The sequence below is a fragment of the Paenibacillus lautus genome (assembly GCF_050482385.1).
GTDB lineage: Bacteria > Bacillota > Bacilli > Paenibacillales > Paenibacillaceae > Paenibacillus_AQ > Paenibacillus_AQ lautus_B.
Window position 1 is genome coordinate 65648 of sequence record NZ_JBCNHV010000029.1, and the last position, 17067, is coordinate 82714.

18 protein-coding genes are annotated in these 17067 nt (G+C 48.3%); 12 read left to right on the top strand and 6 right to left on the bottom strand.

What is annotated here, in order from left to right; translation table 11 throughout:
- The first annotated feature begins 281 nt into the window (after nt 1–281).
- From ABEW73_RS30035 to ABEW73_RS30060, 6 genes are all read left to right on the top strand, one after another.
- Nucleotides 282–1823, top strand: a complete 1542-nt coding sequence (locus ABEW73_RS30035; RefSeq protein ID WP_430165475.1) for a hypothetical protein — start codon at nt 282–284, stop codon at nt 1821–1823.
- Complete coding sequence (locus ABEW73_RS30040; RefSeq protein WP_430165472.1) at nt 1820–3754, top strand: TOMM precursor leader peptide-binding protein; 1935 nt, start codon at nt 1820–1822, stop codon at nt 3752–3754. Before ABEW73_RS30035 ends, ABEW73_RS30040 begins: the two co-directional genes overlap by 4 nt.
- A 110-nt stretch (nt 3755–3864) precedes the next feature.
- On the top strand, nt 3865–3999 hold the full coding sequence (locus ABEW73_RS30045; RefSeq protein WP_430165468.1) for a YjcZ family sporulation protein: 135 nt from the start codon (nt 3865–3867) through the stop codon (nt 3997–3999).
- 226 nt (nt 4000–4225) lie between these two features.
- Nucleotides 4226–4438, top strand: coding sequence for a bacteriocin immunity protein (locus tag ABEW73_RS30050; protein WP_430165465.1), 213 nt, complete (start codon nt 4226–4228; stop codon nt 4436–4438).
- A 209-nt stretch (nt 4439–4647) separates the two neighbouring features.
- Nucleotides 4648–5949 carry a hypothetical protein gene (locus ABEW73_RS30055; protein ID WP_430165462.1) on the top strand — a complete coding sequence of 434 codons (1302 nt, stop codon included), beginning with the start codon at nt 4648–4650 and terminating at the stop codon, nt 5947–5949.
- Nucleotides 5950–6006: 57 nt separating this feature from the next.
- Entirely contained in the window at nt 6007–6453 is a 447-nt protein-coding gene (locus tag ABEW73_RS30060; protein WP_430165460.1) for an Imm63 family immunity protein, read from the top strand.
- A 191-nt stretch (nt 6454–6644) separates the two neighbouring features.
- On the opposite strand, the gene ABEW73_RS30065 is transcribed toward ABEW73_RS30060, so the two are convergent.
- The 5 genes from ABEW73_RS30065 to ABEW73_RS30085 form a co-directional block, all read right to left on the bottom strand.
- Complete coding sequence (locus ABEW73_RS30065; RefSeq protein ID WP_430130199.1) at nt 6645–6923, bottom strand: YxcD family protein; 279 nt, start codon at nt 6921–6923, stop codon at nt 6645–6647.
- A gap of 3 nt (nt 6924–6926) precedes the next feature.
- A complete protein-coding gene (locus ABEW73_RS30070) occupies nt 6927–7373 on the bottom strand; it encodes a hypothetical protein (protein ID WP_430165457.1) in 447 nt (148 codons plus the stop codon).
- A gap of 56 nt (nt 7374–7429) precedes the next feature.
- Nucleotides 7430–8008: a PadR family transcriptional regulator gene (locus ABEW73_RS30075; protein WP_430165454.1), complete on the bottom strand. Its 579-nt coding sequence runs from the start codon at nt 8006–8008 to the stop codon at nt 7430–7432.
- Between the two features lie 204 nt (nt 8009–8212).
- Nucleotides 8213–8782, bottom strand: a complete 570-nt coding sequence (locus ABEW73_RS30080) for a beta-class carbonic anhydrase (RefSeq protein ID WP_430165452.1) — start codon at nt 8780–8782, stop codon at nt 8213–8215.
- 44 nt (nt 8783–8826) lie between these two features.
- Nucleotides 8827–9156: an iron-sulfur cluster biosynthesis family protein gene (locus ABEW73_RS30085; protein ID WP_430165449.1), complete on the bottom strand. Its 330-nt coding sequence runs from the start codon at nt 9154–9156 to the stop codon at nt 8827–8829.
- A 129-nt stretch (nt 9157–9285) separates the two neighbouring features.
- On the opposite strand from ABEW73_RS30085, the gene ABEW73_RS30090 reads away from it, so the two are divergent.
- The 6 genes from ABEW73_RS30090 to ABEW73_RS30115 all read left to right on the top strand — a co-directional run bounded on the left by ABEW73_RS30090 (nt 9286) and on the right by ABEW73_RS30115 (nt 15156).
- Nucleotides 9286–10803, top strand: a complete 1518-nt coding sequence (locus ABEW73_RS30090; protein ID WP_430165446.1) for a carboxypeptidase M32 — start codon at nt 9286–9288, stop codon at nt 10801–10803.
- Nucleotides 10804–10976: 173 nt separating this feature from the next.
- Nucleotides 10977–11981: an ABC transporter substrate-binding protein gene (locus ABEW73_RS30095; RefSeq protein ID WP_430165443.1), complete on the top strand. Its 1005-nt coding sequence runs from the start codon at nt 10977–10979 to the stop codon at nt 11979–11981.
- Nucleotides 11982–12022: 41 nt separating this feature from the next.
- Nucleotides 12023–12796: an ABC transporter ATP-binding protein gene (locus ABEW73_RS30100; protein WP_430165440.1), complete on the top strand. Its 774-nt coding sequence runs from the start codon at nt 12023–12025 to the stop codon at nt 12794–12796.
- Nucleotides 12797–12801: 5 nt separating this feature from the next.
- Entirely contained in the window at nt 12802–13632 is an 831-nt protein-coding gene (locus ABEW73_RS30105) for an ABC transporter permease (protein ID WP_430165437.1), read from the top strand.
- Nucleotides 13633–13744: 112 nt separating this feature from the next.
- On the top strand, nt 13745–14065 hold the full coding sequence (locus tag ABEW73_RS30110; protein ID WP_430165434.1) for a hypothetical protein: 321 nt from the start codon (nt 13745–13747) through the stop codon (nt 14063–14065).
- 110 nt (nt 14066–14175) lie between these two features.
- Nucleotides 14176–15156 (top strand): GNAT family N-acetyltransferase, encoded by a 981-nt coding sequence (locus ABEW73_RS30115; RefSeq protein WP_430165431.1) that lies wholly within the window; start codon nt 14176–14178, stop codon nt 15154–15156.
- A gap of 482 nt (nt 15157–15638) precedes the next feature.
- On the opposite strand, the gene scfB is transcribed toward ABEW73_RS30115, so the two are convergent.
- Complete coding sequence (scfB, locus tag ABEW73_RS30120) at nt 15639–17018, bottom strand: thioether cross-link-forming SCIFF peptide maturase (protein WP_430165428.1); 1380 nt, start codon at nt 17016–17018, stop codon at nt 15639–15641.
- Between the last annotated feature and the right edge of the window lie 49 nt (nt 17019–17067).

Here is a 17067-nt window from a genome sequence, read left to right on the forward strand (position 1 = left end):
AATCTCGGAGCACAGGTCAATGACACCTAATATAGACGGGACGAAACGTAACTTCATAAAAAATCGCCTCATCCCTCTTACGTAAATCAAAGGACAAGGCGGAAACCGTAGAAATTTATATACGGTGGGAAGCATTTAAGTATTCCAGTGCCCGACGAGGAAGTCATAGAAAAACAACAGGCTACATATCTTTAGAATGAATTTTGTCGTTTGTGATAATCAGGACTTTGACCAGTTTGAATAGTGTATGCTTCACAAAGTTGGGGAAGGAGTTGTGCAGGATGTCTCTTCAGGAAGAAGGTGCGCTTGCGGTCGGTTCCGGCCGAATCTTGCTCTCGCTTGCTGAATCATGGTATGAATCCGGTTTGTCCAAACTCACGGTTTATGTAACAAACGAGGAACCAACAGACATGGGAAAACTAAGGGAACTTTGCGAACAAACTCTAAGCAGTGAGACTGAGGCCACGTTAAATATGATTGCTGCAGCAGGAGATGAGGAGCTAAATTGGAGGGCGATCGTTCGACCTTTTCAATTTATTTTGTATGTTTCGGAGCATGGCGAATTGGAGGAGCTTCGGAGTGTTCAGCATGCTTGTATAGCAGAAAGGAAACAGATGCTCCCTGCCATCGTGATAAGAGGAATGGGTATGGTAGGCCCGCTGCTGCATCCGGGCGGCGACGGACACTGGGAGTCGGCATGGTTGCGAATTCATTCGTCTGCCTTTCCCGAGAAACGAATGCCGGAGGACTTCTCCACTGCGGCCGCAGGCATCTTATCCAATCTTATTGTCCATGAATGGCATAAAGCGATTACGGGTGAGCATGAATTGGGCTGTAGAGATCAATGCTTTTTACTTGACCCTGTCACGTTAACTGGAAGCTGGCATTCTGTTCTATCTCATCCTTTAGTATCCGGGTATGACGCGGCCCGTCCGGTGAAAAATATGGAGCTTAACCTAAAAATAAATCATGAGCAGGTAAGCCCGGAGGTATGGTTTACTGCCTTCAACCAACTGACTTCGACGGTAACAGGCATTTTTCATGCATGGGAAGAGGCGGACTTAATCCAGCTTCCGCTGGCACAGTGTCTTGTTCAGCCTGCAGACCCCTTGTCAAAAGAACCAGCACATCTTTTGCCGACCATTGTCCGAAGTGGACTAACGCATATAGAGGCTCGGCGAGAGTCGGGATTGGCAGGGTTAGAAGCCTACACGGCCCGTATAATCCCGCTTTTGTTTGCCGGCTTACCTCAACATCAGCAGGAAGGAATCAGTATCGGAGTTGGGTGCGATATAACTGAAGCCGCTCTGCGAGGGGTTAGGGCTTGTCTAACTAAAGAGTTAGACAAGCGGATTTTGTCAGATGAGCCGAAAGTTGTTCAGCGTATAGCATGCCAGCAAATCGAAGACGTCCGTTGTCAGTATTATTTACAAGCGTTAACCACCCTAGAGGGGGAATCTCTTATTGCAGTAGGTGAGCCGTTGCTCGGTTTTCCGACAGTGTGGGTCTATTCGGATTCCTCGTGGTATGGCAGCGTAGATCTTAGTTTCACGCATGCACTTCGTCAATCCCTTCAGAAGGCGTTAAGTAAGACCGAGCGCACTACGGTTTCTCCTGTCCTTTGGAAGGATCATGAAATGCAAGACATTATAATTTCCGATGGCGATTCTCTAAGCTACAGCTCTTTGATGTTATCAGCCAATGAGACTCTGAAGCAGTGCCATAGGCGTCTTGAGGTGTTTGAACTGCACAGCGAATCTTTGTGGGGGAAAGGACCCTTTGTAGCATATGGAGTAGTTCTCGGAGAGGAGGAATCCCCTTGAATACTGTTGCGATTATTGGAGAGGGAATGCTTGCCGACGCCGTGTGCAAGCGTCTGTCCAGGCTCTTGCTTGTCCGAAGAAAGGACTTCAGTGAAGATATACCCGCTGTAGACTTTGTAGTGGTACTGAAGGATGAGGATAACTCTTCCTATTATTATGAAGCTGAACAGATGTTAGGGCCGCGTGGTATTCCTTGGTTGTGTGCCTATGTATCCTTGGGAGAAGGAATCATAGGGCCGCTGATTGTTCCGGGAACGACTGGATGCTTCCAATGTGCAGAAGCTAGGGTTTCTTTGGCGGGGAGCAATCGCAAAGAAGTTCAGGATTTGCTTATGAAGCTCGTGTCTGATGATTATGTTCCCCGTTATACTGCTGAAATATCTCCAGCGGGAGCTAGTTATATGGCGCATATGATCTCAGCGGAAACGGATAAGGTGCTGCGGGGCGACAGAGCGAATACGGAAGAACATCTCTATTTAATCAATTTGAGTAATTTGAGCAGCACAATCCATTATGTCCTGCCAATGGGGACTTGCTCGGTTTGTGGGCAATTGCCGGATGATTCCGCGGAGTTAGCGGAGATATCACTACAGAAGTGCCTAAAAACGAGCAACAGCTACCGCTGCCGCTCGATGAATGATTTGAAGAAGGTTCTACTCAGAGATTATTGGGACAATCGTACCGGAATCTTTAATGATAAGAAGTGGGGTCTCGACGCTGTCTTTGCCAGTGCCGGCATAAACCTTCCTTTAGGTTTTTACGATGAGATCACGGGGGGGCGTTCACACTCGTATGTGGATAGCGAGCTCGCGGGGATATTAGAAGGGCTGGAGCGTTATTGCGGTGTGACTCCACGCGGCAAACGAACGATCGTGCGGGACAGCTATTCCCATCTTAAGGCTGCTGCGCTGGATCCGTCTAGGGTAGGGCTTCATGCAGAGGAGCAATACGAACAACCTGATTTTCCCTTCATCCCGTATGATCCTGATTCTCCAATGGAATGGGTCTGGGGATATTCGTTTCTAGAGGCATGTCCGATTCTGGTTCCCAATCTGTTGGCTTATTACAGTCTGGGCGAAGGAGAGGGTTTTGTATATGAAAACTCCAACGGGTGCGCGATAGGAGGAAGCTTAGAGGAGGCCATCTTGTACGGGATTCTCGAGGTGGTTGAGCGAGATTCCTTTCTGTTGACCTGGTATGCAAGACTGCAGGTTCCGCGGCTTGACTATAGTTCATCGGGAGATCCGGAGCTGATCCTGATGATTGGGCGTTTAAGAGCAGTTACTGGTTATGAAGTGAGCTTATACAATACCACGATGGAAAACGGAATTCCCAGCATATGGGCACTGGCAAAAGGAGGGGCGGAACACAGCGTGAACCTCATCTGTTCTGCTGGAGCTCATATCGATCCGATTCGGGCGGCCAAGAGCGCCATACATGAGCTGGCGGGCATGATCCCGACGACGGAGAGGAGATTGAATGAACGGAGGCTGGAAGCCGAAGCTATGCTTGATGACTCGTCCCTTGTGCAGAATATGGAAGATCACTCCTTGCTCTATAGCTTGCCACAGGCAGAGGAACGGCTTCATTTCTTATTGGACGAACGGAACCCTGTCCGTACTTTTGCAGAAGAGTTTCATTCAAGGCCGTGGCAAGAAAATTTAACAGAGGATTTAAAACAAGTACTTCAAGTTTTTCGCAGTCTTCAGATGGATGTCATTGTAGTTGACCAGTCCTCAAGTGAGACACTCCGCAACGGACTGCGTTGTGTAAAGGTGCTCATACCAGGAATGTTACCCATGACGTTCGGACATCATCTTACCCGGCTCACTGGCCTGAATAGGGTGTTAGATGTACCGATGAAGCTAGGTTACGCAAATCACAGGCTGACTCAGCAGGAGCTTAATCCTTATCCGCATCCATTTCCGTAGACGAGGATAAAATTTTTAGGTTTTCGCCGGTTTTTCAAACAAAAGCCCAATCCACAAGTCGTTTTCATTCATACAATTTAGAATAAACAGGCGAAAGGAGGAATGTCGCGATGGGAGAACTAGGTGGAATCGGAAGCTGTAGTTGCAGTTGTAGCTGTAGCTGTGCTGGCTTGTTTACAAATACAGGTGCAATCCTCGTATTATTCATTCTGTTGGTTATTATTACTCGTGCATTTATTTACTAAGTTTACGACTGCAGACTATCCAGCCCTGTGTTGATGAAAGACAGCGTCCGTAATCCTTGTAACTTCCTTGATACGGGACCGACCCCATAACGTGAGACAAATAAAATACACCTTCAAGAGAATGCAACCATGTCGTAAGATATGGAGACAACCTTGGAGGTGTTTTTGCGTTGGCAACAAGAGTCAGCTATCCGGTAGAACTGAATTAACAAGAAAGGAACTGCATATGAACAACTTAACGAAAGCTCAAATCCTTGATCTGGTGACAAAACTTTATAATGGGGAAGGCAGTGAGGAAGAGGTGGGAGAATGGATCGATCTGCTGCAAAGGAATCTTCCTCACCCTGACATTAGCAATCTGATTTTTTGGCCGGAAGTCGATCTGATACCAGAGGAGATCGTTGAAAAAGCATTGAATTATAAACCAATCATATTGTGAGGGATATAGAAACGGTAGATAATACCACCACCAAAGTTAGAATATGTGCAAGTAAGGTCACAGTGGGTGATCCTCAATGTATAATGATGGAGGAGTCCATATGGATCCATGTTCATGAGGATTTGATCTATACTTTGCTGGATTAAGGGGCAGAGGAACAAACCATCATTTTTCATATTCAATAGATTACTTAATGGGAGGTATTACATATGAGTTGGTTGGACCGGAAAACAGCGGAAGTGTGGCGCGCGGAAGGCAAACGTTATGCCGCCGACGTTAATGAATATATACGCGTAGGAATGGAGACCCATTGGGAGGAGGAACCGCCTGCCATAGAAGAGGATCGACGCCCGGCTATGGCTCAAGAAGTGGTTAGGATGATCGCTTCCGCCAATGAAGCCGGTGAAACGGCTCTGCTTCGCGAAGAGCTGCCGCCTGCGTCCTGGCCTTTGACAGGAGAGTTCAAGGAGGAGACGCAGGCGGTGAAGCCCCTATATGCATGGGAAGACGGCCATGTGCTGCTGCAAACGGGAGCTTCATGGGAGCGACGGTTCGCGTATGTCGTCGGTAATGATAGGATAACCGAGTTAACGGGAATCGGCTGTGCAGGGAGCTCCGCAGATGGACAATACTTGGCAGTAGCCGATGAGAATGGGGTACGGACGATATTTTCGCCGGATACTTCCTTGAACGGGCAAGAGGTTGCGAAGTTTACATGGCAGGATATTTGCAGCCAAATGAAGGCCGATCTCAAAGATCTTGAATCATTGGCTGATGAAGAGAGGCCTTATGATATTCTCGATGGTATCATTCCGTTCGACGATGGGCGGCAGGTTCTGCTCGTTAGCGAGTATGGCATTTACCTGCTGGAAGACTCGAAGGCGCAATTAATGCATCCGGACGCCGGGGAGCTCCGAGAGGATGAGCTTGAAGATACCAGAATCGACATGGCGCATGGCGCTGTCTCGAGGGATGGCAGGTGGCTGGCATATGGCAGCCAGTCCAGCGAGCATCTGCTGATGGACCTGCAGGGGAAGCAGTTGTACAGAATCGAGCCGCATTCCAGTTATCCACATTATAGCCTGTTCACGCAGGATGGTCGTTCCGTGTGGTTTAATGCCTGCCATTTTTACAACGGGGATACGATATCCGTACCTTTGCATGCTGTAGAAACGGGAGCCTTTGAAGAAGGACTGCCGATAAATGAAGAAATGCGCGTGTACGCCGGTGTCGCACTGAAGGAGGGAGGCATTCTTGGCGATGCCTATGGATACCTCCGTTATATCAATCATGAGGGTAACGAAATATGGCGTTACTTTGTAGGAAGTACAATTTCCGGGCTGATCGCGACGCCGGATGAGAGTTTCCTGCTGGTCGGTACCTATGGCGGCATGCTGCACCGGATTAACCTGACAAGCGGCGGCCGGGATGAATATAGTATCGGCACAGCCCCAATTCGTGAAACCAACCGCTGGATATTCTGGAAGAACCGAGGTCCTTTGTCTTGGTAAGACCGTAAACAATACTGCGCGTCATTTACGCGGCTCCTAAAGGGGGAAGAGATGTCCATGATGCTTACAAAACAAGAAATGATTGATCGAGTCCTTCATCTGCTTCATAAGACCTCCATATATGATCATGGTTACGAGAGAATGGTGACCCAACCTTTTGAAGAGGATTATATCGGTGATTTGAACCCTGTCGTTCGGGTTGGAGAACGGAACTACGAGGTCGCAATGTATGAACGAGGCGTGCAAATGCTAAGCAAAAGGACAAAGGATGCCGATGAAGTGATCTTCTGGATTCTGGAGGATACCGTTCATACGATGGCTCATCTGAAGCTTCTACAAAAATACAAGGTGGATAATGTAACCACCCATTTGAAGTATACCAAAGACAAGGTCCGGGAAATGACGGACATGATCAATGAATCCTTCCTGCAGATCGGCGGAAAATATGAAGAATGGCATAAGGCGGGCAAGCGGAAAGAGCTGGAGAACCCGAACTCGGGATAGCAGGCAGGCGCCGGTACTACGCAAAGCAAATGATGGCCGTATTCTCGTATATAGGAGAGGGGCGCCGATATGGTTGAAGTGCTTTTCTTGGACGGAATCTTTGTGCTCTATACGAACTGATCCTATGGTTTGTAATCAAAGAGCAGCCGCTTCGCATAATAGCGAAGCGGCTGCTTTGTCGATTCATCGGGTTATTGCTGAACGATGGCGATAATTTCGTCTTCCAGCTCAAGTCGTACTTGTTCGCTGTAAGCGCGGATATTGTACTCGGAGTACAGGTAGCGGAGAATGGCTTCGATGAGGTTAGCCTCAATCAAATATTGATTCCTACCGCTGACCCATACCTCAGCTGTATATCCGGTATCTTCATCCCAGCTAAGTTCAAGCGATACATCGGTTGGTTTGACGCCTCTGCGCTCCGCCTGATGCAGGCAGACTGCATTGACAATTTCGTCCATGCTCAAAATCATGGATTAGTACCGATTATTGTTATTGTTGTTGTCGCGAGGCTCGTTTTGTTTACGACGATTCTTCACGGAGCGTACAACAGCCATAACGATCATAACCAAAGCCCAAATTGCGATTAGGTTAATGAGCAATCCCATGATTTCGCCCATGAAGCCCATACCCCCGAACATGCTGCCGAAGAGCAAACCAGCTAGACCACCGATCATAAGTCCTTTCATCAAGCTGCCGCCGCTGAAGAATCCACGTTTTGCAGTGCTGCCGGCCGCCCCTGTAGTATTGGAACGGTTGTTCGATTGTTGAACATTATTGTTATTATTCTTTTTCGGAGTGCTGTTGTATGACTTGGTCCCGGATTTGAAACCTCCGCCGCCTCTTCGGGCATCTACGGAATCAGGTGTCAATGCTACAAAAAACAATGTAATCGCTACAAGAATAGTCAATACTTTTTTCATCGTGTTCTGTCGAACCTCCCAGTAAATTTAGAGTAATAAAGAGTAATACGGACGAGTCACGATAAGGTTTCAAAATTTGTGCGGCCATGTTTTGAGCTGCCTGCGCGCTGCTGCTGTTTCAGTAATTCCAGTACCCAATCACACCATTTCAGCTCGGTATCAGCCATCATCAACCCTTTGGTAGCGAGTACATAATTGCTGAAAGCCTTGCTTCCAATCTCGCGGGTATCCTCCGGAATTCCCTCTAAAATCTGCTCATAATAACGTTTTTTCTCCAAATACCCAATTCTGCGGTCCTCGAAAATATCGACGGCGATGCCGATCTCCGTTAGCCACAGGCAAAAGGTTCGAAGAGAAAGCTCATCCTTGGTGACTGCAGGCGCGATAGGTTGGTACATCCATTCACGCAGCTTCTGCATGCCTTTTTCTGTAATCGCATAGATTTTCTTGTCCGGTTTATCACTTTGCTGGACCCAGTGCGAGGACAATAGCTGTTTCTCCTCCATGCTGGACAGCAGTGGATAGATCTGACTGTGTTTGGCTTGCCAAAAAGGCTGTATTCGAAGCATCAAATCGTATCCCGATGATTCTCTTCTTGCTAGTAATCCTAACAAGCCGTATGACAACGTATTCATGGACATAACTCCCTTTGAAACGCATATCGTGGACGCTAAGGCAGGAATGATAATCCGCCTATCGGTCCGTTTGATAAAAAGTGTACACTGAAACTGTATGGTTTGACAACCGGGGGAGGGGGCTTTCTCTCTGCTTTTGGCAAAATTGTGACTAAAAAAGCACAAACGCTTAAGCGTTTGTGCTTCCATTTGACTTTGGTTGATTTATTCGTTCTCGTAACCTTCTACGACCAGATCAAGCGCGCCGGTGTTGGGGTCGATGACCATGCCATGAACGGGTACGTTTGGAGGAAGAAGTGGGTGGTTTTTGATCAGGTTTACGGTATTTTTTACGCCGTCCGTAATGTTATCGAAACCGCGAAGCCATTTGGATAACCGGATGCCGGAGTTTTCGAGCGTGGATAACACTTCATCGGATATACCGCGGTCTCTCATATGCTGGATCATATCCTCGGCGTTCAGGGAAGCCATGCCGCATTCGTAGTGACCTACAACGATGACTTCTTCGGCGTGCAGTTCGTACAGTGCAACCATGACGCTGCGCATAACACTTCCGAAGGGCTGTGATATGATCGCACCGGCGTTTTTAATGATTTTGACATCGCCATTCTTGAAATTCATCGCTTTAGGGAGCAGTTCAACCAATCGTGTATCCATACAAGTGATAATGACGAGTTTCTTCTCAGGAAAACGCCCTGTCAGGTAGGATTCGTACTCCTTGTTCTCTACAAAGCTGCGATTGTGTTCCAGTATACTGCTGAGGTGTTTTTCCATCGATTTTCTCTCCTTTGTATCTATTATTTATTTGTTTGTTGTACTTACGCTCTGGCATCTAATACTTGAATGTTGGTACCGTAGTTCTGTCCGCTGCTGTCCAGCCGAAAGGAGTAGGTGGCTGGATCGGCGTCGAGCCTCATCTTCTCTTCGAAAAAAACGGCCTGCTTGCGGTTCATGATAAACGGCACCGGGCTGCCTGTCTCGATAGCGATATCTTCCATCGTCGGCTCATCTACAATACGCAGGCCTGGGAAGCCGTTGACCGCACATCCGCATCCCTCCGTGTCATAGATCAGCCTGATTGCGCCCGGCTTGTCCCCAAGTTTGTCCTTCAGCTTCAGCTCTGCTTGCGGGGTGAGTTGAATATTCACGGCATCCTGACACTCCTTTATATGTATATTGTTATTTATTCTTTCTGGAAGTTGATTATATACCTTGTAAAACGTATCATCAATAGAGTATAGAAGAATCCTATTATTAAAAAAAGAAGGTGTGCCGGAATGGCAGTACAACATTTACCACAATGGGAACAATTTGATCGATTGGTTCGCAAAATCATGAGTTATTACGAAGCTATTGGCCTACTTCATTGGGATTTACGGACGGGTGCTCCACGCAAGGGAACCGAGATCCGTTCGGAGACGATCGGGGTTCTATCCACAGAGGCATTTAAGCTGCAAATATCGGAAGAGATGGGTCAGCTGTTATCATTTTTTGCGGAGCCGAAACAGGCAGAACAGTTGGATGAGCGCAAACGCCGCATGATTGCGGAAGCCCGCAAGGTGTACGATCAGAGCAAGTCCATCCCGCCTGAACGCTTTCAGGAGTATTCCATTCTCGCCGCCCAATCGGAAACGAAGTGGGAGGAAGCGAAGAAGAACAGCGATTTTGAAGGCTTCGAACCTTACTTAACGAAGATTGTTGCGTTCAAGCAAGAGTTTATTGAATATTGGGGCGTGAAAAACACCAGATACGACACACTCCTTGACATGTATGAGCCGGATTTAACGGTGGAAAAGGTGGATGCCATCTTCGACCGCCTGAAAGCACGTCTGGTACCGCTAGTTCACGCGATTCAGGAATCGCCCTTCAAGCCGAAAACCGACTTCTTGAAACAGCTGTTCCCGAAAGAACAGCAGGAGAAATTCAGCTTGTTCCTGCTGGAGCAAATGGGCTACGACTTTGAAGCGGGACGTTTGGACGAGAGTGTGCATCCATTTGCGACGGGCCTGAACCCGGGTGACGTACGCATCACGACCATGTATCTTCCAGATGATGTGCTAAGTGCGGTATTCAGCTCTTTGCATGAGGGAGGGCATGCCCTTTACGAGCAAAATATCGATAAGGAGCTTGCAGGTACACCGCTCTCCGGTGGTACCTCGATGGGAATCCATGAATCTCAATCGCGTCTATGGGAAAATATGATTGGTCGCAGCCGTCCGTTCTGGCGCCGTTATTTCGCGGATCTGCAGCAGCATTTCCCTGAACAATTGCAGGACGTGGACATCGAGGATTTCTATTTGGCCGCGAACAAGGTAGAGAACTCTCTGATTCGAATTGAGGCAGATGAGCTTACTTATAACCTGCACATCATCATTCGTTATGAGATTGAGAAAATGCTCTTTAACGAAGGGTTGGCCGTGAAGGATCTTCCGGAGACTTGGAACGCGAAGTATAAGGAATACCTCGGCATTATGCCGCCGAACGACGGAATGGGCGTTCTGCAGGACGTTCACTGGTCCGGAGGGGATTTCGGGTATTTTGCTTCGTATTCCCTTGGCAACATGTATGCGGCGCAGATGCTTCATACGATGCGCAAAGAACTGCCGAACCTCGATCAGCTCATCGAGGAGGGGAACCTGGCTCCGATCAAGGAATGGCTGACAGACAAGGTTTACAAGTACGGAAAGAGCGAGAAGCCGTCCGAGATTATCGTACGCGTCACTGGAGAAGAACTGAATCCGGACTATCTGGCCGATTATCTCGAAGAGAAGTATAAAGAGATTTACAAACTTTAATTATCACTATAAACGACAAACGCAGCCCAAGTGGCTGCGTTTTTTTTGTAGGTTGGACAGTCCATAATGCCATTCAACATCCGCCAGCATACTCTATCAGGCGTTTAACCTTTGGGCAGGCGCTTGCATATGCTGAAAAGAAACATTGGGTTAATGGGGAATGGAGGGTTACGATGAAGCGTCAAAAATGGTGGGGGCTGGCGTTAACCACGCTGCTTGTTTGCGGAGTAGCGCTTGCCGGGTGCGGTGGCGGCGGATCGGCTACGAAGGTCAAGATTGGCGAAGTGACGCGCTCGATCTTCTATGCGCCGCAGTATGTCGCATTGGAAAAGGGGTTTTTTAAGGAAGAGGGGCTTGATGTCGAGCTGCAGACGACCCCTGGCGGAGACAAAACGATGACGGCCCTGCTGTCGGGAGCCATCGATGTGGCACTAGTCGGCTCGGAAACTTCGATTTATGTGTATCAACAGGGCTCTGAAGATCCGGTCATTAACTTCGGACAGGTGACGCAGACGGACGGGACATTTCTGATGGCAAGAGACGGATCGGGTGCTTTTGACTGGAACAACCTGAAGGGTAAAGTATTCCTCGGTCAGCGTAAAGGCGGAATGCCGCAGATGGCAGGCGAGTTTACCTTGAATAAAAAAGGAATCGATCCGCACGCGGACCTGGAGCTGATTCAAAATATCGATTTTGCGAATATCGCCTCTGCCTACGCTTCCGGTACCGGTGAATTTGTTCAGCTCTTTGAGCCGCAGGCATCCATATTTGAAAAAGAAGGCCGGGGTAAGGTGGTCGCGTCCTTTGGCGTAGAAAGCGGACGGTTGCCATATACCGTATTCATGACAAAGCAGAGCTATATCGACAAAAGCGATGCAACGGTGCAGAAGTTTACGAATGCCCTTTACAAGGCACAGCAATGGGTGGATGCAAGCAGCCCGGAAGATATCGCGGATGCGATCATGCCTTATTTCAAGGATAGCGACCGCGACATCGTGGCGTCCTCCGTTAAACGCTACAAGGAGCAAGGCAGCTATGCGACCGATCCGATCGTGGACGAGGCGGAATGGAACAATCTGCTGGACGTGATGGAGCAAGCTGGGGAACTGGAAGAACGGGTTGCGCCTGACACAATCGTCAACAACAGCTTTGCCGAGAAAGCGAAACAAGCTAAATAATGAAGTACTCCTAATCCATAGAACGAAAGGAGAGAGCACCAATGGTACCGGTAGTTGAATTGAACGATATCGCTCACGTATATGTCACGGATCGGGAAGCCTCTCTGGCTGTGGAAGGAATTCACTTGAAGGTGGAACCGGGGGAGTTCATCAGCCTGGTTGGGCCTAGCGGCTGCGGCAAGACCACCATCTTGTCTGTCATTGCCGGCTTGCTGCAGCCATCCAAAGGAGCCGCCTACGTGAATGGCAAACCGGTAAACGGACCGTCGCCGGAGGTCGGGTACATGCTGCAGCAGGACTATTTATTTCCTTGGCGCACCATTATGGATAACGCCTTGATCGGCTTGGAACTGACGGAGCGGTTGAATCCGGAAAGCCGAGGCGTGGTACAGAGTTTGCTCAAGGAGATGGGTCTTGCGGACAGCGGTAATCTCTATCCCGCTCAGCTGTCAGGCGGAATGAGACAACGGGTTGCACTCGTAAGGACCTTGGCGACAGACCCGGGCCTGCTGCTGCTGGATGAACCTTTCTCCGCACTGGATTATCAGACGAAGCTGCAGCTTGAGGATCTGATCGTGGAGACCTTGAAGGAGCGGGGGAAAACCGCCATCCTGGTCACCCATGATTTGTCCGAAGCGATTGCGATGAGTGATCGTGTCATTCTCCTGAACCGCAACCCGGGGAGGGTTCACCGCATGTTCAATATCCCCGAGAACATACGTCGGGTGCAGCCTTTTTATGCTCGTAAGGAGCCAAGGTTCAACGAATTGTTTCATGAGATCTGGGGCGAAATGCAAACGATCGGGAAGGAGTGAAGCTTATGACAACAAGGAATGAGCCCTCTGCTTCTTCTTCGAAGGGCTGGCTCCAGGATATTTATGTAAAACACATGAAGCAAAAGAAAAGTTTACGCACACGCGTGCTGACCGTCCAGCTTAGCTTGCTGCTGCTATTCTTTATCTGGTGGGAAGCGGCAGGCAGATTCAAATGGATAGACGTGCTGCTCTTCAGCTATCCGACCAAAATTTTTGCCAACATATGGGGGAATATGATCAGCGGCGAGTTATGGGGGCACTTGGGGGTCACGGTAGGAGAGACGGTTGTCGGATTCCTGCTCGGCACGCTGGTAGGCACGCTGCTGGCCGTATTCATCTGGTGGTCACCGTTTCTTAACAAGGTTCTGGATCCCTACATGGTTGTGTTCAACAGTATGCCGAAAGTGGCGCTGGGTCCCATATTTATCGTGATGTTTGGCGCGGGTTTTACCGCTATTGTTGTCACTACGTTATCCATTACGGTCATCGTGACCACGCTTGTCGTTTACAACAGTTTTCATGAGGTGGATTCCAATCTGATCAAGGTTGTCCGGACCTTTGGCGGAACCAAGCGCCAGGTGTTTCAGCGAGTTATTTTGCCGGCTTCCTATCCGACGATCGTGTCAACGCTTAAGGTCAACGTGGGCATGGCATGGGTCGGCGTCATCGTCGGGGAATTCCTGGTCGCCAAATCGGGTCTCGGTTACTTGATTATGTACGGCTTTCAGGTATTCAATTTCACGCTTGTGCTGTCGAGTCTGCTCATTATCGCCGTTGTCGCTACAGCTATGTATCAAATGGTGGTATATATAGAAAGGATTCTGATGCGAGGCTAACTGAACTGGGTATTCAACAAGCTGAGAATCTTGCAGTATTTCTCATAGGTAAAAATAGTGATTTTAATAGAGCAGAGAACCCTTCCGACCAGCGGAAGGGTTCTTAGTTTTAATGGGGAATTATGGTAGTGTTGTTGTCATTGGCGCGATTGTCGGTTTCTTCTCGAATGGCATGTTTGCCGGGTATGGAGCTTTAATTAGCAGTTTCTATCCTGTGCAAATTCGAAGTACGGCGACAAATACGATTTTTAACTTCGATAGGGCCATTGGAGGGTTTTCGCCAATCTTTGTCGGCTATATTCTTCAAAGTTATGATATGACGGTCGTCATGATCTACTTAGCCGCCTTATACTGCATTTCCCTTATCGTCATGTTGACTCTAAAAAAAGGGCCAAGCGAGGTTTTGCAACCCGTTGAAGTTAAAATAAATTAAAGCATGAAAGAACGGATTCCGCACCATAGGGATTCGTTCTTTTTTATGTAAGCCCGGTATGGGATAATGTCTTTGGGTTGGACTGGGAAAACTTGGAGGAAATGATAACGATGAAATTTATAATTCGAAAGATGAGAGAGCCGGACGATTTTGCCGCGGTTGCGTCGCTGCTCAATACGGTTTGGCCGGAACCGGTAACGGCAGAACTTTTGAAGGAAGAGGAGGACCAAATCCCTCCTGGAAAGCTGGATTACAATGAGAAGGGCGAACTGACAGGATGGGATCGTCCCAAATGGATAGCGGAAGATGAGTCAGGGCAAGTTGTTGCTTACGCTATCGCTTGGAGGGCACCTTGGACGGAGCCGGGTGAATTATTCCTTACCCTTGTCGTACACCCGGAAAGCCGCGGGAATGGGGTAGGCAAGGCGATGTACGATACGCTTCACCAATGGGCGGCAGAGGTTAAAGCCTCTCATCTGACCGTTATTTTGAGAGAAACGGACGCTTCGTCGGCAGCTTTTGCTAAGCGTCGCGGTTACATACAGGAGCGCCATATCTTCGAATCCGTTTTGGATCTGGCATCGTTTGACGACGACAACCTGTTTGTTGCGATTGAAGAGGCAGAGCGGGCCGGAATTCAGTTCATTACATTAGCCGATGAGCCGGGAGAAGACGGGGAAAGAAAGCTCTATGAGCTGTACAAGGTCACGCAGCCGGATATACCGGGTTATTCCGGCGATTTCCCTTGGTTTGAAGAATGGAAGAAATGGAGCATTGGACAAAGCAGAGTGCGCCCAGAATGGATCCATATCGCCAAGGACGGCGACCGCTACATCGGTGTCGTCACATTGCAACAGAACGAGCAGACGCAGGCGATGTATCATGAATATACCGGCGTTCTGCCGGAGTACCGGGGCCGCCGCATCGCGCTTGCCTTAAAGCTGTTCGGCATTCAAACAGCACGTGCATGCGGAGTCCCTTATTTGAGAACGCATAACGATTCCATGAACGTCCCGATGCTTCGAATTAACCGTGATCTTATCGGTTTCCGGGCGGAGCCCGGAAATTACAAGATGGTGCTTAAGCTGTAAACATCAACAATTGGAGAAAGAGGAAACAGAACTCCATCAGCGTTATGGATGAATTGGAAAAATTCATGTAGGCGATAATATCGGTGACTCGATGGAGGAGCTTGTTCCAAGCCTCTATGGTGAAAAAGACGACTATATCAAGACACTTTTAAAGTATAAAGAAATGGATATGGAACTTTGTGTGTCAGGGCATAATACGGTTACGGAAAAGCAGGTCTTTGACAATATCCTGGATCTCTTATAAGGGGTTCCACCAACATTTTAACGGAAGTAGACACTAAGTAATATTTAATAGTTATCCAAAAAGCCGGTTTTCCTCTCTAAGGAATCCGGCTTTTCATATTCATTGGACACTTGTACGTTATGTCTAGCGAGAATTTATTCATAGCATCTAAAGATGCGGAAAATGCTTATAGCAGTCGACTAGAAGAATGTACTAAATTTGAAATAGCAAAGAGGGGCGAGGTCCCTCTTTCATTTATCTACACTTCACTCTCTTCCATCGCTCGGATTGACTCGGCGACCTTGGCCATCATCGAGCATTCGATCCGTTTGCGGAACACGTCACAACTAAACTCGTAAATTCCGTTGATGGAACCCGTCGCATGCAAAGCATTGGCAGGGCAGCCGCCACTGCAGTAGAGTTTAGCCCAGCACCCCTTACACTCCGGCTTCGTGTAGCAGTTGCTCTCTTGGAATTGGCATTGCAGCTCAGGGCGCGTGATGCCATCCCAGATGTTGCCCATGCTGTACGCTTCATCCCCGACAAACTGGTGGCAAGGGAACAGTTGGCCCCATGGTGTGACAGCGAGATATTCTGTGCCTGATCCACAGCCCGTGATCCGCTTCTGAATGCACGGTCCCTCTGAGAGATCAAGCATGTAATGATAGAAGGTAAACCCTTTGCCATGTTTGCTGCGCTCAATCATTTCCTTGGCGAGAATTTCGTACTGATTGTATATCTCCGGGAGATCCTTCTCGGTAAGCGCGTAAGGTTCCCGTGGATCACAGATGACCGGCTCCATCGAGATTTTGTCAAAACCCAGATCTGCGATATGGAAGATGTCGTTGGTGAAGTCGACATTATTCCGCGTATACGTTCCCCGTACATAGTATTCTTGAGCTCCGCGCTTCTGGATGAATTCCTTGAACTTCGGCACGATAGAATCATAGCTGCCCTTGCCGGTAACGGTTGTGCGCAGCCGATCATGTACCTCTTTTCTTCCATCCAAGCTCAAGACGACATTGTACATTTCCTGATTTAAAAACTCGGTAACTTCATCGTTGAGCAGCATGCCGTTCGTGGTGAAGGTGAAGCGGAATTTTTTCTTCCATTCCTTCTCTTTGCTTCGTGCGTATTTTACAATCTCTTTGACGACTTTCCAAGCCATAAGCGGTTCCCCGCCGAAGAAGTCGATATCAAGGTTTCGGTGATGGCCAGAATTTTCGAGTAGATAATCGATAGCTCTTTGCCCAACCTCTACGCTCATAATTGCTCGATCACCATTGTATTTCCCTTGGCTGGCGAAGCAATACTCGCACGACAGATTGCAGGTATGTGCGACATTGAGACAGAGCGCCTTTACATACGTTTTACGTGTTTTTAAATGAATAGAAAGGTCCTCATAGGCATCCTCTGTAAAAAGCTGCTCATTCTTAATAAGTTCCTCGACCGCTGAGATTGTGTCCTGAATGCTTTCTTCTGAATATTGTTTTTCCATCATGAACGCCAGGATTTGTTCGGGTGTCTCATGTTCATAAAGCGCAATAACTTCATATGCCAGGTCATCAACAACATGTACAGAGCCACTATAGGTGTCGATTACAATGTTGTATCCGTTCAGTTGATATTGATGAATCATACTGCGAATCAAGCTCCTTTTTACTACAAATTGCAAGCGGCTATTCAGC